The 21,840-nt window shown below is 54.9% G+C and carries 15 protein-coding genes and 5 pseudogenes; 6 read left to right on the forward strand and 14 right to left on the reverse strand.

Annotation, left to right across the window (positions count from 1 at the left end; genetic code table 11):
• Nucleotides 1–189 precede the first annotated feature (189 nt).
• Together xth and HT085_RS07660 are read right to left on the reverse strand one after the other, a co-directional pair.
• A complete protein-coding gene (gene xth, locus HT085_RS07655; RefSeq protein WP_003689477.1) occupies nucleotides 190–960 on the reverse strand; it encodes an exodeoxyribonuclease III in 771 nt (256 codons plus the stop codon).
• 59 nt (nucleotides 961–1,019) lie between these two features.
• Nucleotides 1,020–1,301 carry an ArsR/SmtB family transcription factor gene (locus tag HT085_RS07660; RefSeq protein WP_003697444.1) on the reverse strand — a complete coding sequence of 94 codons (282 nt, stop codon included), beginning with the start codon at nucleotides 1,299–1,301 and terminating at the stop codon, nucleotides 1,020–1,022.
• A 56-nt stretch (nucleotides 1,302–1,357) separates the two neighbouring features.
• Between HT085_RS07660 and HT085_RS07665 the strand changes: the two genes are divergently transcribed.
• Nucleotides 1,358–1,624, forward strand: a complete 267-nt coding sequence (locus tag HT085_RS07665; RefSeq protein ID WP_010361561.1) for a hypothetical protein — start codon at nucleotides 1,358–1,360, stop codon at nucleotides 1,622–1,624.
• Between the two features lie 300 nt (nucleotides 1,625–1,924).
• Here the strand turns inward: HT085_RS07665 and nadC are convergent, their stop codons facing one another.
• Both nadC and HT085_RS07675 read right to left on the reverse strand, forming a co-directional pair.
• Nucleotides 1,925–2,806, reverse strand: a complete 882-nt coding sequence (nadC, locus tag HT085_RS07670; RefSeq protein ID WP_003689485.1) for a carboxylating nicotinate-nucleotide diphosphorylase — start codon at nucleotides 2,804–2,806, stop codon at nucleotides 1,925–1,927.
• 75 nt (nucleotides 2,807–2,881) lie between these two features.
• Nucleotides 2,882–3,820: an NUDIX hydrolase gene (locus tag HT085_RS07675; RefSeq protein ID WP_003695517.1), complete on the reverse strand. Its 939-nt coding sequence runs from the start codon at nucleotides 3,818–3,820 to the stop codon at nucleotides 2,882–2,884.
• A 201-nt stretch (nucleotides 3,821–4,021) separates the two neighbouring features.
• On the opposite strand from HT085_RS07675, the gene nadA reads away from it, so the two are divergent.
• Nucleotides 4,022–5,134 (forward strand): quinolinate synthase NadA, encoded by a 1,113-nt coding sequence (gene nadA / locus HT085_RS07680; RefSeq protein ID WP_003695516.1) that lies wholly within the window; start codon nucleotides 4,022–4,024, stop codon nucleotides 5,132–5,134.
• Nucleotides 5,135–5,185: 51 nt separating this feature from the next.
• Nucleotides 5,186–6,694 carry an L-aspartate oxidase gene (nadB, locus tag HT085_RS07685; protein WP_003689488.1) on the forward strand — a complete coding sequence of 503 codons (1,509 nt, stop codon included), beginning with the start codon at nucleotides 5,186–5,188 and terminating at the stop codon, nucleotides 6,692–6,694.
• A gap of 359 nt (nucleotides 6,695–7,053) precedes the next feature.
• Here the strand turns inward: nadB and HT085_RS07690 are convergent.
• The 5 pseudogenes from HT085_RS07690 to HT085_RS07715 form a co-directional block, all read right to left on the reverse strand.
• Nucleotides 7,054–7,383, reverse strand: a pseudogene (locus HT085_RS07690) (transposase); the annotation flags it as partial.
• Between the two features lie 139 nt (nucleotides 7,384–7,522).
• Nucleotides 7,523–8,165 (reverse strand): annotated as a pseudogene (pgmB, locus tag HT085_RS07695) (beta-phosphoglucomutase).
• 12 nt (nucleotides 8,166–8,177) lie between these two features.
• A pseudogene (locus tag HT085_RS07700) lies at nucleotides 8,178–10,435 on the reverse strand (glycoside hydrolase family 65 protein).
• A 246-nt stretch (nucleotides 10,436–10,681) separates the two neighbouring features.
• Nucleotides 10,682–11,643: pseudogene (locus tag HT085_RS07705) on the reverse strand (aldose epimerase family protein).
• 3 nt (nucleotides 11,644–11,646) lie between these two features.
• Nucleotides 11,647–13,001: pseudogene (locus tag HT085_RS07715) on the reverse strand (SLC45 family MFS transporter).
• Nucleotides 13,002–13,236: 235 nt separating this feature from the next.
• On the opposite strand from HT085_RS07715, the gene ettA reads away from it, so the two are divergent.
• Nucleotides 13,237–14,913 carry an energy-dependent translational throttle protein EttA gene (gene ettA / locus HT085_RS07720; protein ID WP_003701575.1) on the forward strand — a complete coding sequence of 559 codons (1,677 nt, stop codon included), beginning with the start codon at nucleotides 13,237–13,239 and terminating at the stop codon, nucleotides 14,911–14,913.
• A 59-nt stretch (nucleotides 14,914–14,972) separates the two neighbouring features.
• Here ettA and HT085_RS07725 read toward each other — a convergent pair whose 3' ends face one another.
• The 3 genes from HT085_RS07725 to rmpM all read right to left on the reverse strand — a co-directional run bounded on the left by HT085_RS07725 (nucleotide 14,973) and on the right by rmpM (nucleotide 17,892).
• On the reverse strand, nucleotides 14,973–15,458 hold the full coding sequence (locus tag HT085_RS07725; protein WP_003689495.1) for a phosphatidylglycerophosphatase A family protein: 486 nt from the start codon (nucleotides 15,456–15,458) through the stop codon (nucleotides 14,973–14,975).
• Entirely contained in the window at nucleotides 15,451–16,407 is a 957-nt protein-coding gene (gene thiL / locus HT085_RS07730) for a thiamine-phosphate kinase (RefSeq protein WP_003689496.1), read from the reverse strand. The genes HT085_RS07725 and thiL overlap by 8 nt, the downstream gene beginning before the upstream one ends.
• Before the next feature lie 774 nt (nucleotides 16,408–17,181).
• Complete coding sequence (gene rmpM / locus HT085_RS07735; RefSeq protein ID WP_003689500.1) at nucleotides 17,182–17,892, reverse strand: peptidoglycan-binding outer membrane protein RmpM; 711 nt, start codon at nucleotides 17,890–17,892, stop codon at nucleotides 17,182–17,184.
• Between the two features lie 363 nt (nucleotides 17,893–18,255).
• Between rmpM and HT085_RS07740 the strand changes: the two genes are divergently transcribed.
• Complete coding sequence (locus HT085_RS07740) at nucleotides 18,256–19,206, forward strand: CysB family HTH-type transcriptional regulator (RefSeq protein WP_003689503.1); 951 nt, start codon at nucleotides 18,256–18,258, stop codon at nucleotides 19,204–19,206.
• 112 nt (nucleotides 19,207–19,318) lie between these two features.
• Here HT085_RS07740 and fnr read toward each other — a convergent pair whose 3' ends face one another.
• Nucleotides 19,319–20,053 carry a fumarate/nitrate reduction transcriptional regulator Fnr gene (gene fnr / locus HT085_RS07745; protein ID WP_010358997.1) on the reverse strand — a complete coding sequence of 245 codons (735 nt, stop codon included), beginning with the start codon at nucleotides 20,051–20,053 and terminating at the stop codon, nucleotides 19,319–19,321.
• Between the two features lie 134 nt (nucleotides 20,054–20,187).
• Here fnr and hemN point away from each other — a divergent pair, with 134 nt between their 5' ends.
• Nucleotides 20,188–21,609: an oxygen-independent coproporphyrinogen III oxidase gene (gene hemN, locus HT085_RS07750; RefSeq protein WP_003689506.1), complete on the forward strand. Its 1,422-nt coding sequence runs from the start codon at nucleotides 20,188–20,190 to the stop codon at nucleotides 21,607–21,609.
• 37 nt (nucleotides 21,610–21,646) lie between these two features.
• On the opposite strand, the gene HT085_RS07755 is transcribed toward hemN, so the two are convergent.
• Complete coding sequence (locus tag HT085_RS07755; RefSeq protein ID WP_153707880.1) at nucleotides 21,647–21,835, reverse strand: hypothetical protein; 189 nt, start codon at nucleotides 21,833–21,835, stop codon at nucleotides 21,647–21,649.
• Nucleotides 21,836–21,840: the final 5 nt, after the last annotated feature.

Below are 21,840 nucleotides of genomic sequence, written 5' to 3' on the forward strand. Positions count from 1 at the left end.
GCTATGGATAACGTCTCGCCGTTTGCCGGGAAACCGCAGATTGCAGCCGGTGGCGTGCAAGTGGGCCCAACCTTGCAGACGTTACCGCCATACCGCGATACCCCTGTAACCTCATCGTTTAAACAGATATTCAATCAAAATGCCGTCTGAAACCCTGCGAAGTTTCAGACGGCATTTGCCTTTCCCGAATTACAAATCAAATTCTGCCGCCACGGGCGCGTGGTCGCTCGGACGCTCCAGCGCGCGCGTCTCCAAATCGATGCGGACATCCTTCAAAACGGCCGCCATTTCGGATGTAACCAATATATGGTCGATACGCAGGCCCAGTTTGCGTTGGAACATCGCGCCGCGATAGTCGAACCAGGTATAGAACGCGCCTTCGGGGTGGACTTGGCGCAGGCTGTCGGTCAATCCCAAATCCAGCAGATTTTGAAACCACTGCCGTTCGACGGACGAACAGTGGATTTTTTCATACCATTTTTCAGGGTCGTAACAGTCCGCATCGGCAGGCGCAATATTGAAATCGCCCAGCAGTACCAGTTTGCCGTGGCGGGTCATTTCGTCGCGGACAAACTCCGTCAGTGCGGCAAACCACTGTTCCTTATATTTGAATTTGGGGCTGTCCAAAGCCTCGCCGTTGACGCAATAGACATTGATGACGCGCACGCCGCCTACGGTCGCCGCAATCACGCGGCGTTGCGGGTCATCCGGCAGGGAAGGCAAACCGAAATGCACGTCCTGCGGCACGCTGCGGCTGATGATCGCCACGCCGTTGTAGGTTTTCTGCCCGCTCCAAACACAGTGCCAGCCCATCATCTGCAAGGCGGCGGCCGGAAATTTGTCCTGATCGAGTTTGAGTTCCTGCAAAACCAAAATATCGGGCGGATTGTCGGCAAGCAGGTTTTGCACCTGCGGCAGCCGCACATTGAGCGAATTGACGTTCCAAGTGGTGATTTTCATAACATTTCCGAAAAATGCCGTCTGAAACGTTCAGACGGCAAAAGAAAAGGATTCTAACACTATGCCGCGCGTTTGTTTTCCAAATCGCGGATTGTCCGCAGAATCGTTGCCGCGTCTTCGGAAACCAGGCGGTATTCGATAATGCGGTGGTAACGCGTAAAGTCCACCAGACCGCCCGCCCTCAGGCGGTTCAAATGACAGGAAACCGCGGTAGCCGACAGGGATAAGGATTTTGCCAGTTCGACGATATTGCGTTCGCTGTCCAACAGTTGGATCAGTATCGCCATACGTTCGGGATGCGCCATAAGTTTGAGTATGGTGTGGAGCGGTATTGTGTTCATCGGTATTCCTAAAACCTTTTCCGCCCGCCAAGCGGATTGACGGGCGGCAGATATGGATGATTTTGATTATCTTTATAAATTGTATTATAAATCAATTGTTTATTTCTCATTGTACAGGATTGTATGTTCCTTTTCCCACTATTTTTGCAAACAAGCGTAAAGACAGGCTTTCAGACGGCATAAAACTGCCGCCCCCGTCCTTTCCCCCTGTCCTGCCGCCGGCCGGAATCATCCGCATTGTTCAAAAGATGCCTTACAACCGCCGCACGCCTTGCCCTGCCGATGCCTCCGCGCCTTCGGGCAAACAAAATATAGTGGATTAACAAAAATCAGGACAAGGCGACGAAGCCGCAGACAGTATAAATAGTACGGAACCGGTTCACTTGATGCTTCAGCACCTTAGAGAATCGTTCTCTTTGAGCCGGGGCGGGGCAACGCCGTACCGGTTTTTGTTAATCCACTATACCTGCCTGAAATGCTGTTTTTTCTAAAGCATCACGACCTTCACGAAAAATGCCGTCTGAAGAATATTTCAGACGGCATTCCCTCCCTGAGGCAATAACCGGATTACGGTTAAGCGGTTCCTTACCTGACATATCAGACAGCCGCCCGCACCCTGAAACTCACGCCACGAAATCCAAACCTATGTCCAACGATCGGCTGCTGTGGGTCAGATAGCCGAGGGCGATGCCGTCCACGCCGGTTTGCGCCACGCGCTTCAGGCGGTCGAAGCCGATGCCGCCCGATGCTTCGCAATAGACGGTGTGGGGGTGGGCGGTTTGTGTGTGGCAGCGGTTTGCCGCTTCTTTCAGGGTTTCGTCGTCCATGTTGTCCAGCAAAATCCGTTCCGCGCCCGCTGCGATGGCTTCGTCCAGTTGTGCCAACGTGTCCACTTCGATTTCCACGCAGGTCAACGGTCCGACCGCCTGTTTTGCCTGCCGAACGGCTTGGGCGATGCTGCCGCAATAGGCGAGGTGGTTGTCTTTGATGAGCACGGCGTCGTCCAAACCCATGCGGTGGTTCGCGCCGCCGCCCGCCCTGACGGCGTATTTTTGCAGGACGCGCAGCAGGGGGATGGTTTTGCGGCTGCACACGATGTCTGTACCGTATTCGGCGACCTCGGCAACGGCACGAGCGGTGGCGGTGGCGATGCCGCTCAAGTGCGTGAGGTAGTTGAGCGCGGTGCGTTCGGCGGCGAGCAGCGCGCGGGCGTTGCCTTCGACGGCAGCCAGTGTCTGACCTGCGCGGACGGCTTGCCCGTCTTGGATTTCGGCTTGGAAGCGGACGCACGGATCCATCGTCTGAAAGGCGAGGCGCGCCAAGTCCATACCGGCGATAACACCGTCTTCGCGGCTGACGAGGAAAAGTTTGGCGGTTTTGTCGGGCGCGATGACGGCGGCGGACGTAATGTCGCCGCGCCTGCCCAAGTCTTCGCTCAAGGCTTGTTCCACCATGGGGCGCAACAAGGTGTCGGGCAGGGCAAAGAGGGGGTTTTCAGACGGCATGGGGTTTCCTTTGTTAAAAAAGATTGATGTTGCACCGATGGGGCAAAACTTCATTTGATGCCGTCTGAAAACGGGCTAACGGCTGCCCAGCGGCAGTCCGATGTCCGAAATCAGCCTGTCGGACAGGACGTTGTCGCGGAAGCGGTAAAGCTGCGCGGGACGGCCTTTGCTGCCCGATACGCCGGTATCCGACGGCTCGATAAGGTTTTGCTGCTGAATCTGGCGGCGGAAGTTTTGCTTGTGCAGCAATCTGCCGCTGATGGCTTCGACGCTGTTTTGCAGTTGCAGCAGCGTGAATTCGGGCGGCATCAGTTCGAAAATCACGGGACGGTATTTGATTTTGGCGCGCAGGCGGGACAGGGCGGTCGCCAACACGCGGCGGTGGTCGTGGCGCATGGTCTGCCCCGTGAGCGCGAAGTCGAAGTTTGCCTGCGGCTCGGCGGCCTCCGCTATCAGACCGCTTTCATACAACATTTCATAGCGTTGCAAAACGTATTCTTCCGACCAGTTTTCCGGTTCGACCCCCCAACACAAATGAATATGCTTGAGCCGCTTTTGGCGGACTTCCTCCGTGTCCGCCGAGTTTGCCCAAATGCGCAGGCGGCTGACGACGGCGTCGCGCTGCCCGCCGTCGGTGCGCAAGTCTTCCCATGGGAAATAGCCGTAGCAGTCCTGCCATTTCGCGTCGGGATGCAGGATGCTATCGGCTGCCTCGCGCACCAGCCCCAAATAGCTGACGTACAGCACGGGCATGCCGTGTTCGTTGCGGCGGTGGGTATCGACAAAGGTGTAAAGCTGTTCCACATAGCCCATAGGCTGCGAAGTCTGCTTGGCGACCCACAGCTTTACGCCCGCCTGCAGGGAATTGCGCAGGGGGGAAAGCGGGCCGTTGGGCAGGAGCGTGCCTTGGGCGACGGTCAACACCCGCAGGCCGCCGTCGGTAACGGCAATCAATACGGAAACCAGCTCGACGATGCTTTGCAGCGGAGCTTCGGCTTCGGGGTAGGCGTCCATGCTCGGCTTTCTGCGGGTGGGAAAGGCTTTATTGTAAACCAAAGCGGTTTGTCGGAACGAAGCGGGTCGGTTTTGCGGTATCGCAAACCTGTTTTCAGACGACCTTGCATATTATACTCAAGTTGAGCATAATGTAAAAACAGTTTGAAAAACAGACGGCAAACCTTCATGCCGTCTGAAAACCAGCTACAAGGAAACATCATGCAAACCGCCGCCCGCCGCTCGTTCGATTACGATATGCCCCTCATCCAAACGCCGACTTCCGCCTGCCAAATCCGTCAGGCGTGGGCGAAGGTTGCCGACACGCCCGACGACGAGACGGCAGGTCGTCTGAAAGACGAAATCAAGGCCTTGCTGAAGCGGAAAAACGCGGTCTTGGTGGCGCATTATTACGTCGATCCGCTGATTCAGGATTTGGCTTTGGAGACGGGCGGATGCGTGGGCGATTCGCTGGAAATGGCGCACTTCGGCGCGGAACACGAAGCCGGTACGCTGGTGGTGGCGGGCGTGCGTTTCATGGGCGAGAGCGCGAAAATCCTCTGCCCTGAAAAAACGGTGCTGATGCCTGATTTGGAAGCGGAATGTTCTTTGGATTTGGGTTGTCCCGAAGAAGCGTTTTCAGCGTTTTGCGACCAACACCCCGACCGCACGGTGGCGGTGTACGCCAATACTTCCGCAGCCGTGAAAGCGCGTGCCGACTGGGTGGTAACGTCTTCGGTGGCGTTGGAAATCGTGTCGTATCTGAAATCGCGCGGCGAGAAACTGATTTGGGGGCCCGACCGCCATCTCGGCGACTACATCCGCCGCGAAACGGGCGCGGATATGCTGTTGTGGCAGGGTTCGTGCATCGTCCATAACGAATTCAAAGGGCAGGAACTGGCGGCGTTGAAGGCAGAGCATCCCGATGCTGTGGTGCTGGTTCATCCCGAATCGCCGCAAAGCGTCATCGAACTGGGCGACGTGGTCGGCTCGACCAGCAAACTACTCAAAGCCGCCGTATCGCGCCCTGAAAAAAAATTCATCGTGGCAACCGATTTGGGCATCCTGCACGAAATGCAAAAGCAGGCGCCCGACAAAGAATTTATCGCCGCGCCGACGGCGGGCAACGGCGGAAGCTGTAAAAGCTGCGCGTTCTGCCCGTGGATGGCGATGAATTCGCTGGGCGGCATCAAACACGCCCTGACAGGCGGACGCAACGAAATCCTGTTGGACAGAAAGCTGGGCGAAGCCGCCAAACTGCCTTTGCAGCGTATGCTCGACTTCGCGGCAGGACTCAAACGCGGGGATGTGTTCAACGGCATGGGGCCCGCCTGATTTGCCGTCCATATCGCCGTTTCAGACGACCTCTCAAACAAGGACAACACCATGCAAACCGATTGCGACGTATTGATTGCCGGAAACGGGCTGGCGGCACTGACGCTCGCCCTGTCGCTGCCTGAATCGTTCCGCATCGTCATTTTGTGCAAAAACCGGCTGGACGACACCGCCAGCCGTCATGCGCAAGGCGGGATTGCGGCGGCGTGGTCGGGAGAGGACGACATCGGAAAACACGTCGCCGATACTTTGGAAGCGGGCGCAGGTTTGTGCGACGAAGCCGCCGTCCGCACCATCCTGTCGCAGGGCAAACCGGCAATCGAATGGCTGCTGGCGCAGGGCGTGGCGTTCGACCGGAATCATAACGACCTGCACCTGACGCGCGAAGGCGGGCATACCTGCCGCCGAATCGCCCACGTCGCCGACTACACGGGCGAAGCCGTCATGCAGAGCCTGATTATCCAAATACGCCGCCGACCGAACATCCGCGTTTACGAGCGGCAGATGGCGTTGGACGTTCAAACCGAATCAGGCGCAGCGTGCGGACTGACCGTCCTCGACTGCCGAACGCAAGAAACCTACCGCATCCGTGCCCGCCATACCGTACTCGCAGGCGGCGGCCTCGGGCAAATTTACGCCGCCACCACCACGCCGCCCGAATGCACGGGCGACGCCATCGCCATGGCGATACGCGCGGGTTGCGCAATCGAAAACCTCGAATTTATCCAATTCCACCCCACAGGCTTGGCAAGGCCGTCTGAAAACGGCCGCACCTTCCTGATTTCCGAAGCCGTGCGCGGCGAAGGCGGCATCCTGACCAATCAATCGGGCGAACGGTTTATGCCGCATTACGACCGCCGCGCCGAACTCGCGCCGCGCGACATCGTTGCCCGCGCCATCGCCGCCGAAACCGCCAAACAAACGCAAGACTTCGTCTCGCTCGACATCAGCCGCCAACCCGCAGCGTTCGTCCGTCGGCATTTCCCGTCCATCCATCGGCACTGCCTGTCCCAATGCGGCTTGGACATCACGCGCCAAGCCATCCCCGTCCGCCCCGTGCAACACTACACCTGCGGCGGCATCCAAACCGACCCCAGCGGCAGAACCTCCCTGCCGCAGCTCTACGCCTTAGGCGAAACCGCCTGTACCGGACTGCACGGAGCCAACCGCCTCGCCAGCAACTCCCTGCTCGAATGCGTCGTTACCGCCAGGCTTGCCGCCCAAGGCATCGCGGACGGACAAGCGTTCCAAATCGAACCATTCCAAAGGCCGTCTGAAAGCCCCTCCGCCGAAACAGACATCTTTTCAAACGACCTCCAAAACACATTCAGCCGCCCTGTCCTGCAAACGTTCAACCAACGCCATCTCGGCATCCTCCGCAACGATACCGACCTGCACCGCGCCATCGACCAACTGCGGCTTTGGAAGCAAAACCAAGCCGAACCGCACACCGCGTCCGAATACGAAAACCGCAACCTACTCGAATGCAGCCTCGCCGTCGCCCAAGCCGCATACAGGCGGAGACAGAACATCGGTGCGCATTTTAATAGTGATTGTTAAGGTTGGCTGGTTAGAAAAAAATCGTTCAAATAAATTTGAATAGCATGGTTAAGAGATTGGCATTCAGTTTTTATGGTTGCGTAAGTTGGGTTGAGGCCTTTGCAAAAAAGCCCTTCCTTCGGCATCCGAAACCCAAACACAGGTTTTCGGCTGTTTTCGCTCCAAATACCTCCTAATTTTACCCGAATATCCCCTTAATCCCCCCCGGATACCCGATAATCAGGCATCCGGGCCGCCTTTTAGGCGGCAGCGGGCGCACTTAGCCTGTTGGCGGCTTTCAACAGGTTCAAACACATCGCCTTCAGGTGGCTTTGCGCACCCACTTTGAGCAGCCCGAAATAGGCTGCCCGCGCATAGCGGAATTTACGGTAGCGGCATAAGGTGCTGCAACCGGGGATGCCCGGTCCGTCAAAACGGCAAAACAGGTTGAAACCGATGCGGGTGATGAGGCTGTGTTCGAGTTCGGGATCGGAGAGGCTGTGCCATTGTCCGGGCAGGACGGCTTTGAACATGGACGACAGGGGATGGGCGGGACGGCCGCGGCGGTCTCGGAGGTAACGGGTTTTTTGACGGTTCAGGTATTGTTCGATCGGCTGCCAATCAATCACCTGGTCCAACTCCGATAGCGGGAAGCGGCCGATGTGTTTGGCAGTCATGGCTTGGGCGGTTTGCCGGAAGAAGGTGCTCATGGGAAATCCCCTAAATGCCTTGGTGGGAATTTAGGGGATTTTGGGGATTTTTGCAAAGGTCTCGGGTTATCATTCTGTTCTAAAAGCAGAAAGGCCGTCTGAAACACTGTTCAGACGGCCTTTTTACTTCCTTAGAATTTTATCTGCCCGACTGTTCCCACACATTTTGCAAGTAGGCGTAGGTCAGCTCGGCGGTGTCGGACACCAGCGCGATGTCGCTGCCCAAGTCTTCGGTTTTGCCCACGCCGATGGGCAAAGCGCCAGAGGCTTTGATGGCGGCGACGCCGGCAGCGGCGTATGTCCGCACCCACGCCCTCGGCGGCGGCAAGGAAGATGTCGGGGGAGGGTTTGGAATGCGCGACGGCGGCAGGGTCGGCGACGGTGTCGAAGAAGTGGGTCAGCCCCATGCGTTCGAGCAAGAACGGGCCGTTTTTACTGGCGGACGCGAGGGCGATTTTTTTGCCGTTTGCCCTCAATGCTTCCAGCAGCGGCAAAATGCCGGGGTACACGTCTTCGGGTTTGACTGCCTGAATCATCTCTAAGTAGTTGTCGTTTTTGCGGCAGGTCAGTTCGGCGAACTCGGTTTCGCCGACGGTTTTGCCGCCGTGCGCGAGGATGCGTTTGAGCGAATCGTCGCGCGACACGCCTTTGAGCTGCTCGTTAAACTTGCGGTCGATGCCGATGCCCAATTCTTCGGCAAGCTTTTTCCATGCGAGGTAGTGGTATTCGGCGGTATCGGTAATCACGCCGTCGAGATCGAAGAGCACTGCGGTAAAAGTCATTTTGCGCCCTCCTTATTTTTCCAATGCAACGGTGTGGCTGCCGTTGAGCGTGATATCTTTGCCGTACACCTGCAATTCGAGCGGATCGCCTTTGAGCAGGGTGAAGACGACGTTTTTTGCCGACGGCGACTTTAATCAGACGGCCGCGGTAGTTGATGTGGAAGGCATAGCCTGTCCACGCACTCGGCAGGAACGGTGCGAAGCTGAGTTTGCCGCCCCAAGTTTTCATTTGGGCGAAACCTTGGACGATGGCGAGCCACGAGCCGGTCATAGAAGTAATATGCAGGCCGTCTTCGGTGTCGTTGTTGTAGTCGTCCAAGTCCAGGCGGGCGGTGCGCCGGTACATTTCCACGGCTTTTTCTTCTTTGCCCAGTTCGGCAGCGAGGATGGAGTGGATACATGGAGACAACGAGCTTTCATGCACGGTCATCGGTTCGTAGAAGTCGAAGTTGCGGCGTTTTTCGTCCATGTCGAAACGGTCGCCGAAGAAGTAGATGCCTTGCAATACGTCCGCCTGTTTGATGAAGGGCGAACGCAGGATTTTGTCCCACGACCATTTCTGGTTGAGCGGCAAATCGTCGGGCGAAAGCGCGGATACGGGGCGGATGTCTTTGTCAAGGAAGCCGTCGTGCTGCACGAATACGCCGAGTTCTTCGTCATGCGGACGGTACATATTCGCGCTGATGTCCGCCCATTTTTCCAACTCGGCGGCGCTCACGTTCGAACCCGGACGCGGGTATTTCGCCAAGGCTTCGCGGGTGTAGCCCAATACCCATGCGGCGAGGGTGTTGGTTTACCAGTTGTTGTTGATGTTGTTTTCGTATTCGTTCGGACCGGTTACGCCTTGAATCATGTATTTGCCGTTGCGTTTGGAGAAGTGGACGCGGTCCGCCCGGAAGCGGGACACTTCGACCAAGACTTCCAAGCCTTCTTTGGCAAGATAGCACTCGTCACCGGTGTAGTTGGTGTAGTTGTAGATGGCGTAAGGAATCGCGCCGTTACGGTGGATTTCCTCGAAGGTGATTTCCCATTCGTTGTGGCACTCGATGCCCGTAAACGTTACCATCGGATAGAGTGCGCCCGCCAAGCCCTGTTCGCGTGCGTTATGCTGCACCTGCGGCAATTTGGTTGCGGCGGTATTGCAGCAGGTTGCGGGTAACTTCGGGTTCCGCCAGTGCAAGGTAGAGCGGCACGGCGTAGGCTTCGGTGTCCCAATAGGTCGCGCCGCCGTATTTTTCGCCGGTAAAGCCTTTGGGGCCGATGTTCAGACGCGCGTCTTCGCCGTAGTAGGTGGAGAACAGTTGGAACAGGTTGAAGCGGATGCCCTGCTGTGCTTCGTCGCTGCCTTCGATGACCACGTCGGCGATTTCCCAACGATGCTGCCAGCCTGCTTTGTGCGCATCCAGCAAGGTTTCAAACGCAACACCTGCGATTTTTTCAGATAAGGCGCGGCCGGCGGCTTTCACTGCTTCCAAGCCCTGATAATCGCGGCTGGTGGTAACAATCACGCGTTTTTCAAAGGTTTCGGGCGTGCCGCCGACTTCGGCTTCAAAAGAATTAGAGACCTGCCAATCGGTTTGGCTGCCGCCGAAGGCTTTGAAGCTGCCGGCGAAGGTTTGCCCGGCGTTGACGATAAATTGTTCCACACCGAAAGGGTTGGCGACGGTTTGGGCGGCAATGTAGGAGCGGTCGTCTGAAACGCCTTTGTCCAATACCTGCCAGAATTTTTCTTCGTAGTTGGAGTCTTCGTTTTTCACGTCGGCATCGATGATGGAATCGATGCGGACTTGGTGGGTTTTGCCGTCAACGGACACGGCTTCCCAGCGGGTGAGAGCCAGCTCTTTTTGCGCGACCGACAGGAATTTGCACACATCGAAACGCACACCGAATACGGTGAACGAGCGGCGCAACACGCCGTGTTGCATATCCAGTTCGACGGAGAAGCCGGCAACGTCGTTTTTCGCCAAGTCCACCTCTTGCCCGTCGACAAAGATTTTGACTTTGCTGAAATTGAGCGCGTTGATGGCTTTGCCGAAATATTTGGGATAGCCGTTTTTCCACCAGCCGACGCGGGTTTTGTCGGGAAACCACACGCCGGCGATGTAGGTGCCCAAGTGGCTGTCGGCGGAGTAGGTTTCCTCAAAGCTGCCGCGCATACCCATATAGCCGTTGCCCAAGCTGGTCAGGCTCTCTTGCAGCCGTTTGTGTTCTTTTTCCAGTTTTGCCGAACGCAGCGTCCAAGGGCTGATTTCCATAATTCTTGTGTACATCGTAAAGCTCCTGTTTGGATTGATTTGAGGGAATGGTGAAATCTTATAGTGGATTAACAAAAATCAGGACAAGGCGACGAAGCCGCAGACAGTACAGATAGTACGGCAAGGCGTGGATTAACAAAAATCAGGACAAGGCGACGAAGCCGCAGACAGTACAGATAGTACGGCAAGGCGAGGCAACGCCGTACTGGTTTTTGTTAATCCACTATAAAAAGGTCGTCTGAAACCGGTGTTAGGAAGCTCCTAAGAAAGGGATTCGATGCCGTAAGCAATCGTCGCCTCCCTAGTATCACCCTTGTTCAGACGGATATTGCCGAATTCGGGCCAATGCAGGCTGTCGGGCAGCGTCTGCGCCTCGGTCGCCAGCGCGTCGTAAACGCCCGCATCGTGCCGCGCGAAATCCTGCGGGGCGGCGGTAAAGATGACCAAGCCGTTGCGGTCGCTGTATATGCTGATACGACGGCGGCGTCCGGCTTGCAACACGGCGGCGGGACGGCCTATATCGGACGGCACGCGGTAAGCGTCGTCAAAACCGGCCCGTTTCGCGGCGCAGGGCGGCAACGGCGGCATCCGGCGGCTTGGGCCGGCTGAAATCAAATACTTCGAGGCCGTCTGAAACCGTTAAGACGGGCAGTTTTTCGGCATCGGCCGGAATATGTCCGCCCTGCGGAATATGCAGAACCGCATCGTGCAGGCCCGCGTCCAGCCGCCAGTAAATGTGCAGCGTCGGGTCGAACACCGTGTCGCCGAGCGCGGTGGCGCGATAGGTAACGGTAAGCCGGCCATCCTCGTCCAAGCGGTAGGAAATATCCAAATCGTTGGGATAACCGTCGGCCGTCTGCCGCCACCGCGTTGAAACGGGTAACGGCCAGCCCGTGCGAACCGCCGTGCAGCGCGTTCCTGCCTTCGTTGGCCTCCACGCGGTAAGTCCTACCGTTGATGTCGAACGCCGCACCGCGGATGCGTCCGGCCACGCGCCCTATCTGCTTGTTAATCTGAAACGGATTGTCCGCATAGGAAGCCGCATCGTCGAACGACACCACGGGGTTTTCGCGCACGCCGTCTGCCAAAACGGAAAATTCCTGCACAATCCCGCCCAAGTCCAGCACGAAGACGCACGTACCACGCCGGTTGGACAGCACATAGCCGGTTACGGCCCGCCCGTCGATCAGGCCGAAATCGCGGGTAGCGGGGGTATCGCTCATCGCTCAAACCCCGCCGTGGGTCTCTTTAATCAGACAGACTGAGAAGGCTCCCAGCAGCAAGACTGCGCCTGCAACCAAGAACATGGTTGCCTGATGGCCGCCCAGCATCGGGAAAAGCACGAAACTCAACAGCGAAGCGACGATTTGCGGCATACAGACAGAGCCGTTAAACAGGCCCAAATAAGTATCCATGTGTTTGCCCGACAAAGCGTTGGCCACAATCGTCAGCGGATAAGTGATAATGCCCGCCCAAGCGATGCCGATTAAGATATAAGACAGGATGAGTGCGTATTGATTGTAGATGAAGAAGATAGAGAAGAAACCGAGCGCGCCCAAAGCCAAACAGCCGAAATAACCCGCCTTATGGTATTTATTCGGTACTTTTGCCAGAATAAACGAACAAATCACCGCCGCAACCGACTACACCGCCGCCAAAACGCCGTACCGGTTGCCCGCCTCCTGATGGCCTACGGAAGACGCATCGGTAGTGTGCCAGACGTTTTCTGCAATCGCGCCTGCCGAGTAAGTCCACATATACCGGAAGGCGAACCAGCAGAAAAACTGTACCGGAGTAACCGTCCAAAACACTTTAGGCGCGGTTTTTAAGAGTTCGAACCAGTTGGCTTTTTCCTGATTCGCGGCGACATCGATGCCGTGGTAACGGGCGTAGGTTTCCGGGTCGTATTCTTTGACTTTGGAGATTGTGAACGCACTGGTAATAATCAGTAACGCCGCACCCACATAGAATGCTACGACCACGGTTTGTGGCACAACGCCTTTCTCGGCAGTGTTCGCCAAACCGATATACGCGAACACAAACGGCAGAATCGCTGCCACAACCGCGTCCGTATTCGCTAAGAAACTTTGAATCCCGTAGGCGTAGCTTTTCTGCTCCTCGTTGACCATATCGCCGACCATCATCTTAAACGGCTGCATCGCCATATTCGACGACACGTCCAACAGCGCAATCATCAGCGCGCCGAACGACAAGGCCGCCAGCGACGCATAGCCGAAACCGAAGCTGCCCGAGTTCGGCATCAAAATCATCACGATGACCGCAATCAGCGTGCCGTAAAGCAGATACGGCAGGCGGCGGCCGCCCAAGCGCGGCTTCCAAGTGCGGTCTGAGTAGTAGCCACTATCGGCTGAACCAGCATCCCCGCCAGCGGCGGCAGGATGAAAAACCAGCCCAAATTGTGCGGGTCTGCGCCTAGCGTTTGAAAAATGCGGCTCATCTGCGAGCTTTGCAGGGTAAAGGCCGTCTGAACGCCGAGATAGCCGAAGCTCAACATCCAAATCGTGCTTTTTGCCGGCGCGGGCAAACCTTGTTTTGCTGTTTGAGGCGTATATTCCGACATAAAGTAAATCCTTTTTTTTGATTTGAAAAGTATTTGCTTTGGAAAATCCGAAATGGTTGCCGGCGCGGCGATCCCCTATCATTATTATTTTTTTGTCTGTATAATTTCAAAGGGATAGGCGGATTTTATGAATCCTGCCCGATTTTGGCAATACCGGTTCGCGGATAAACTGGCTTAAATCAAATTATCGGTTAAAATGGCCGTCTGAAATTTGTTTGACCGAATCGAGAAAACTATGTCCCAACAATACGTCTATTCTATGCTGCGCGTGAGCAAGGTTGTGCCGCCGCAGAAAACCATCATTAAAGATATTTCCCTTTCTTTCTTCCCCGGCGCGAAAATCGGCCTCTTGGGCTTGAACGGCACGGGCAAGTCCACCGTGCTGCGGATTATGGCGGGCGTGGATAAAGAATTTGAGGGCGAAGCCGTGCCGATGGGCGACATCAAAATCGGCTATCTGCCGCAAGAGCCGGAGCTTGATCCGGAAAAAACCGTGCGCGAGGAAGTGGAAAGCGGTTTCGGCGAAGTGGCTGCCGCACAGAAACGTTTGGAAGAAGTGTATGCCGAGTACGCCAATCCCGATGCGGATTTTGACGCGCTGGCGGAAGAACAAGGCCGCTTGGAAGCGATTATCGCGGCGGGTTCGTCAACTGGCGGCGGTGCGGAACACGAATTGGAAATCGCTGCCGACGCGCTGCGCCTGCCTGATTGGGATGCCAAAATCGGCAATCTTTCGGGCGGTGAAAAACGCCGCGTCGCTTTGTGCAAACTTTTGTTGAGCAAGCCCGATATGCTGCTCTTGGACGAGCCGACCAACCACTTGGATGCGGAATCGGTGGAATGGCTGGAGCAATTCCTCGTGCGCTTCCCCGGCACAGTGGTCGCGGTAACGCACGACCGCTACTTCCTCGACAACGCCGCCGAATGGATTTTGGAACTCGACCGCGGACACGGCATTCCGTGGAAAGGCAATTACTCGTCTTGGCTGGAGCAGAAAGAAAAACGCTTGGAAAACGAGGCGAAATCCGAAGCCGCGCGCGTGAAGGCGATGAAGCAGGAATTGGAATGGGTGCGCCAAAATGCCAAAGGCCGCCAAGCCAAGCCCAAAGCGCGTTTGGCGCGTTTTGAAGAAATGAGCAACTACGAATACCAAAAACGCAACGAAACTCAGGAAATCTTTATCCCTGTTGCCGAGCGTTTGGGTAACGAAGTGATTGAATTTGTGAATGTTTCCAAATCGTTCGGCGATAAAGTGCTGATTGACGATTTGAGCTTCAAAGTGCCGGCGGGCGCGATTGTCGGCATCATCGGCCCGAACGGCGCGGGTAAATCGACGCTGTTCAAAATGATTGCGGGCAAAGAGCAGCCCGATTCGGGCGAAGTGAAAATCGGGCAAACCGTGAAAATGAGCTTGATTGACCAAAGCCGCGAAGGTTTGCAAAACGACAAAACCGTGTTCGACAACATTGCCGAAGGTCGCGATATTTTGCAGGTCGGACAGTTTGAAATCCCCGCCCGCCAATATTTGGGACGCTTCAACTTTAAAGGCAGCGACCAAAGCAAAATCGCAAGGCAGCTTTCCGGCGGCGAACGCGGCCGTCTGCACTTGGCAAAAACCTTGTTGGGCGGCGGCAATGTGTTGCTGCTGGACGAACCGTCCAACGATCTCGACGTGGAAACCCTGCGCGCGTTGGAAGACGCATTGTTGGAATTTGCCGGCAGCGTGATGGTGATTTCGCACGACCGCTGGTTTCTCGACCGCATAGCCACGCATATCTTGGCGTGTGAAGGCGACTCCAAATGGGTGTTCTTCGACGGCAACTATCAAGAATACGAAGCCGACAAGAAACGCCGACTCGGCGAAGAAGGCGCGAAACCGAAACGCATCAAATACAAACCGGTAACGCGTTAACCTCCGAAACAATGCCGTCTGAAAGGCTTTCAGACGGCATTTTTACAAGGCAGCCCCGTTTAAAACAGCATTGCAATCCTCAAGACAATCAAGGTCATCACCGCAGCCGCCATATCGTCCGCCATAATGCCCAAACCGCCGTGCAGATTCTTGTCAAACCAACCGACGGGGGGCGGTTTGAGCGCATCAAACAGACGGAACAGAACAAATGCCGCCAGCCACCACGTCCACCTGAACGGCACAAACGCCAGCACAAACAGCATGGCGACAATCTCGTCCCAAACAATCCCACCGTGGTCACTGACACCCGTTTCACGTTCCGCACACGCACAAATACGTATGCCCCACATAAACAGCACGATACACACAAAAGCCAGCAGCAGCCCGTCTATGCCGAGCAAAATCAGCACAAACGCCAAAGGCAGTGCCGCCAAAGTGCCGAATGCGCCCGGCGCAAACGGAGCCAGCCCGCTGCCGAAACCGAAAGCCAAAAAACACAACGGCCGTTTCAACAGCCACGCAAAGTCAGGTTTAAAATCAGCCAAAATGATCGAATCCTAAAGAATGTAGTTCCAATTCCCTGCCGCCGGCATCTAAAACCTTCAGACGGCATCCTCCGTTGATTTTGCCGATGCACGTTACCGGCACGCCGCACCGTTCCGCCGCATCAAGCACGCGGCTGCGGCAACTTTCCGGAGCGGTAAAAACCAGCTCGTAATCGTCGCCGCCCGCCAAAGTATAAGACAGCCATTGCGCTCGGGGCAAAATATCTTTCAATACAGATAAAGATGGCAGCGAATCGGCCCAAATTTCCGCCCCCACGCCGGAAGCGGTCAGGATATGCCCCAAATCTTGCGCAAGGCCGTCTGAAACATCCTGTGCCGCCCGGGCAAACGGCAACAGCGCAAGCCCCAGCCCAACCCTTGGCTCGGGACGGAGCAGCTTTTGTTCGCATTCGGCGAACACATCATCCGGCAACACACACCGTTTCAGACGGCAGTTCAAAGCCGCCGCCGCCATACCGACACGCCCCGACACCCAAATATCGTCGCCCGCAACCGCCGCATCACGCCGCAACGCCCTACCCTTCGGCAATTCGCCGATAATGGTTACATTGAACGCCATATCGCCCTTGGTCGTATCGCCGCCGATTAACGTTACGCCAAACTTTTTTGCCAAACCGAAAAAGCTGCCGCAAAACCGTTCCAGCCATACTTCATCCAATTCGGGCAACGCCGCGCTCAGCAGCACCCAACGCGGTATCGCACCCATCGCCGCCATATCTGAAATATTGACGGCCAAAACCTTCCAAGCCAAGCCTTCAGGTTTGACATCTGCAAAAAAATGCCTGTCCTTCAAAAGCATATCCGCACTGAAACACAAATCGAAGCCTTCGCGCGGGCGGACAATCGCCGCATCGTCGCCTATGCCCAATACGACATCCTTATCCGTACCTGTTTGCAAATACCGTTTGATGAAGTCGAATTCTTTCATATCCCAAAATATCCGGCGTGCGAATCCAATTTAAATCATAGCAAAGCAGCAAAGGTCGTACAAACAATAAAGCGGCTCATTCAGTGTTTCAGCGTATTTCACTTTTAGCTTTAGCCATACCGTACCCGTATGCACCGACCACCCTGTTTCAACACACAAACGGCATATCAAAGCACCGCACTGCACGCCGCCCCGAATGCAAAGCGGCAACTTCCGCCACCGATTAGGCTCAATCGCTGCAACTGGCGGGGTTTCAACCGAAAAGGGATGATGATAAAACCATATCCGGCATACAGTGCCGCACACATCGGGCACGATTCCATCCATTTCCCAATGAGGGGGAAAGGCGTGAATTTGTATGAATTATCCCTTTCGGGGCTTGATACAGAAAGGATTCCCTTGCTATGGGCAAACCCACATCCTACCGCCTTAAAATCAGAGTTTCAACCGATATAGTGGATTAAATTTAAACCGGTACGGCGTTGCCTCGCCTTGCCGTACTATTGTACTGTCTGCGGCTTCGTCGCCTTGTCCTGATTTTTGTTAATCCACTATAAAGCGCGGCAATGGGACACAAACATGAATCTGAATCCGAATCCGAACCTGCACCCCGATTCTGACGATAGCCGTTTCAGAAAACCACCCAAAAAAACAAACCCCGCAAAAGCGGGGTTTGTTTCACATCATCGATACCGGCCGACGTTTCACGAATATTGCAACAGTACCCGGTACAAAATCCGCTAACCTCATGCATCGGCAAGATATTACCTAGCCTTAGTGTTGGTGATGATTGCGTGCCGGCACAACCTGACGGGTTACGATGCTGCGGATTTTCACATCTACGCGGCGGTCAGGTTCGATACATGCAATCAGAGCCTCACGTTTTTTGGCTTTAGAGGCTTTCGCACCCAGTTTGGCAACTTCGGCTTGACAAACTTGAGTCATTTGCGCTTGAGATTCGCCCAAGCCGACAGCAGAAATTCTAGAAGCAGGTACGCCGTTGCTGACCAGGTTGTTTGCCACTACGTATGCGCGGCGTTCGGACAGAGCCTGATTGTATTTTTCAGAACCCATAAAGTCGGTATGGCCTTCGACGCGGACAGATTGGACATTGGTTCGACTCAGGCGTTGCGCCAATACTTTCAGGTTGTCTTGAGCTTCGGCGCGCAATGAATCCTTATCGAAACCGAACAGGGTTTTGGCAGACAGGGAAATGGTTTCATCAACATATTGAGGAGCCTGCTCCACAACGGCGACAGGCGCGGGTTCGGGCTCGGGGACGGCAACCGCATCGCCACATTCTACGCGACCTTGGCTTGCTTTATCAAAGTAGGCGTTTTTCCAGCATTCTCCATAGTTGTTGCGTACGATTTCGTTCGACTGGCCGCTTACGGTGTAACCCTGAACGGACGCCTCGCCCGCAACAGCAGTGCCGGAAGCGAGCAATGCAACGAATAATGCGCTTAATTTCAGCTGTTTGGTCATTTTATTCCCTCATTAGATTTGTACAGCAGATACAGAAGCAACTGCTGAATTGCCAACATACAGGCCGCTGTAGAAACATGGCGGCAAATCGGATATTTCAGTCTCCACTATAAAGAAACAGGGGGCGGACTGTCAATACTCAACGCCTGAAAACAACCGTAAAACAGCCTGTTTCCTGATAGTCTATCATGCCGAAAAATCAATTCCGTGTCATTACTTTAGGGGGATTTTTTCCATATCGCACGATTGCCGTTGCACAAAAACAACAAACACAACGGCAAAGCCCCATACCGTACCGGCAAGAAAATATGATAAATTATAAACAATGTTCAGCCACCCGACACAGACCCACACCGACCCGCCATGAAATTACAACAATTGAAATACGCCTTAGAAGTTTACCGGCACAACCTGAACGTTTCCGAAGCGGCCGAAGCCTTATTCACATCACAACCCGGCATCTCCAAACAAATCAAATTGCTGGAAGAAGAAATCGGCATTCAGATTTTTATCCGCAGCGGCAAGCGCGTGGTTTCGGTCTCGCAGCCGGGCAAGGTGGTTTTGGATATTGCGGAACGTATTTTGCGCGATGTACAGAACATTAAAAATATCGGCAGCGAGTTTACCGGACAGGACAGCGGTTCGCTGACGGTTGCCACGACGCATACGCAGGCGCGCTATGCCCTACCGTTGATTGTTGCCGATTTTGTGAAACGCTATCCGAAAGTCAATCTGACCATCAAACAGGGAAGCCCTGCCGCCATCGCCCAAATGGTTACTTCGGGAGAATCTGATTTGGCGATTGTTACGGAACGGATAGACGACCACCCCGAGTTGGGAAGGCTTTCCTGCTACGACTGGACACACGCGGTGATTGTGCCGAACGACCATCCGCTGCTCGAATGCAGGAATCCCCTCCGTATTGAAGATTTGGCGAGGTTTCCGCTGATTACTTATGAATTTGCATTCAATGCGGGCAGCAGCATCGCGCGGGCATTCGCCAAAGCCCGTTTGGAACGGCCGGATGTCGCATTGGCGGCGGCGGATACGGATGTATTGAAGACTTATGTGCGCTTGGGTTTGGGCGTGGGACTGATGGCGAAAATGGCATACAACCCGGATACGGACGGCGATTTGCAGCTTGTGGATGCGGCACACCTGTTCGAGCCGTCGCCGACGTGGATAGCTTTGCGCAGCGATACTTATTTGCGCGGATATGCCTACGACTTTATCCAAGCGTTTGCGCCGCACCTGACACGCGAGAAGGTGGATAGGATTCTGTACACGCCCATCAGCGAGGATTTTTCGATTTAGGCGGCTGCCGGTTTTCAGGCGGCACTTTGCGGCAGATACAACAAACAGGGCAGATGTTTTCGTCTGCCCTGTGTTTATTGAGAATGCCGTCTGAAATGTTCGTACAGGTTAATCAAATGGCGTGCGAACAACCGGATACCATTTTTTTCAGCACCTGCAGATTGAGAATCTTGATGTGTTTGTGTTCGACGGAAATCAATCCTTCCTGATGGAACTTGGATAATGTGCGGCTGACGGTTTCAAGTTTCAGCCCGAGATAACTGCCGATTTCTTCGCGGGACATTCTTAAGATGAAGTCGTTGGCGGCGAAACCTCGGGAATAAAGGCGTTGGGAAAGGTTCAACAGGAAGGCGGCAATCCGCTCTTCGGCGCGCATATTGCCCAACAACAGCATAACACCTTGATCGCGCACAATTTCGCGGCTTATCATGCGGAAAAAGTGTGTACGCAGGCTGGGGATATTCTGACCGAGCTCTTCGATATGGGTAAACGGCAACTCGCATACCTCGCTGTTTTCCAAGGCGACCGCGTCGCAACTGTGCACATAGGAACAGATGCCGTCCATGCCGATGAGTTCGCCCGACATAAAGAAACCCGTTACCTGATCGCGGCCGTCCTGACTGGCGACGGTTGTTTTGAAGAAGCCCGAACGGATGGCAAAGAGCGAGGTAAAGGCTCCGCCGGCACGGAACAGGTATTCGCCTTTTTTCAGGCGGCGGCTTTGGCGGATGACGGCATCGAGTTGGCTGAACTCGTTGGGCAGCAGCCCGACAGGCAGGCAGAGTTCCCGCAAAGAACAGGAAGAACACAGCGTTTTCATCTGATGTGTAGTATTATGCGAAGCCATACCGTACCTTTTCGTGTGTTTTGCCCCATCCCGATTATGTGCTTGTTGACACATATCAAGACAGGTTTATCATACTGTGGCATTCTACCAAACTATCCAAAATTTGACTAACATCATAAAACCGCACACACACCATGAAAATCATTCAGATACAGAACAATCACAATGTAAACGATGACCGCCCCGAGTTTGACCGCGCGCTGATTGCCAGCCTGCCCGCCAGCGGTCCGCGCTATACTTCCTACCCTACCGCCGACCGTTTCCATGACGGTTTCCGCGAAGGCGAATATATCAAAGTTTTACATTTGCGCGGTATGGGCGCGTTAAACAAACCGCTTTCCCTTTACATTCACATTCCGTTTTGCAACACCATCTGCTACTACTGCGGCTGCAACAAAATCATCACCAAAGACAAAAGCCGCGCCGATACCTACATCGAATATCTTGAAAAAGAAATGGAACTGCTCGCTCCACATCTGAACGGACGGCACCAGCTTGCCCAACTGCACTTCGGCGGCGGCACACCGACCTTTTTGAGCGACGAACAGATCGAACGTGTCTTCCGCATGATCCGCAAACATTTCGAACTGATACCGTCCGGCGAATATTCCATCGAAATCGACCCGCGCAAAGTCAGCCGCGACACCGTCCTCATGCTCGGCAGACTCGGCTTCAACCGCATGAGCGTCGGCATTCAGGATTTCGACCCCAAAGTGCAGGCGGCAGTCAACCGCATCCAAAGCTACGAAGAAACCAAAGAAGTCATCGATGCCGCCCGTGAGGCAGGGTTCAAATCCGTCAGCGTCGATTTGATTTACGGCTTGCCGCATCAGACTTCCGAAAGCATCAAAACCACCATAGATACCGTTTTGTCGCTCGATCCCGACCGCCTCGCCCTTTACCACTACGCCCACCTGCCGCACGTGTTCAAACCGCAACGCCGCATCGATACCGCCGCCGTCCCCGACAGCGAAGAGAAGCTCGATATGCTGCAATACTGCGTCCAAACCCTGACAGAGCGCGGCTACGTCTTCATCGGCATGGACCATTTCGCCAAACCTGACGACGAACTCTCCATCGCCCTCAAAGAAGGCTTCCTCCAACGCAACTTCCAAGGCTATTCGACCTACGCGGATTGCGATTTGGTCGCCATCGGCGTGTCGTCCATCGGCAAAATCGGCAGCACCTATTCCCAAAACGAACGCGACATCGATGCCTACTATGCCGCCATCGACGAAGGCAGACTGCCCATCATGCGCGGCTACCAGCTCAATCAGGACGACATCCTGCGCCGCAACATCATTCAGGATTTAATGTGCCGCTTCGCGCTCGACTACAGGATTTACGAAAGTATGTTCGGCATCCCGTTCGACCGCTACTTCAAAGACGAACTGGCGGATTTGGAAAAACTCGCCGGTTTGGGATTGGTGCGCCTGAACAGCCACGGGCTGACCGTTACACCGAAAGGACGCTTCCTCATCCGCAACATCGCCATGGTCTTCGACTACCACCTGCGCCACAAAGAAACCAAAGCGAAATATTCGCAAACGGTGTGATTGCGGCTAACGTACAAAAGCCGTCTGAAAGGCTTTTTCAGACGGCATTTTGCTGCCGAGGATAAGTGTTTTCAAGAACAGGCGGCGGCATATCATAACCTTTGTGTCCGACCGTTCCGAAACCAAGATACCAAACAGCATATCCCGACAGAACAGATTGTGCATAAGGCACAAGCCCGCACATTCCATCAACAAAATGCCGTCTGAACACGGGTTCAGACGGCATCAGTA

It is taken from the genome of Neisseria gonorrhoeae (genome assembly GCF_013030075.1).
GTDB lineage: Bacteria > Pseudomonadota > Gammaproteobacteria > Burkholderiales > Neisseriaceae > Neisseria > Neisseria gonorrhoeae.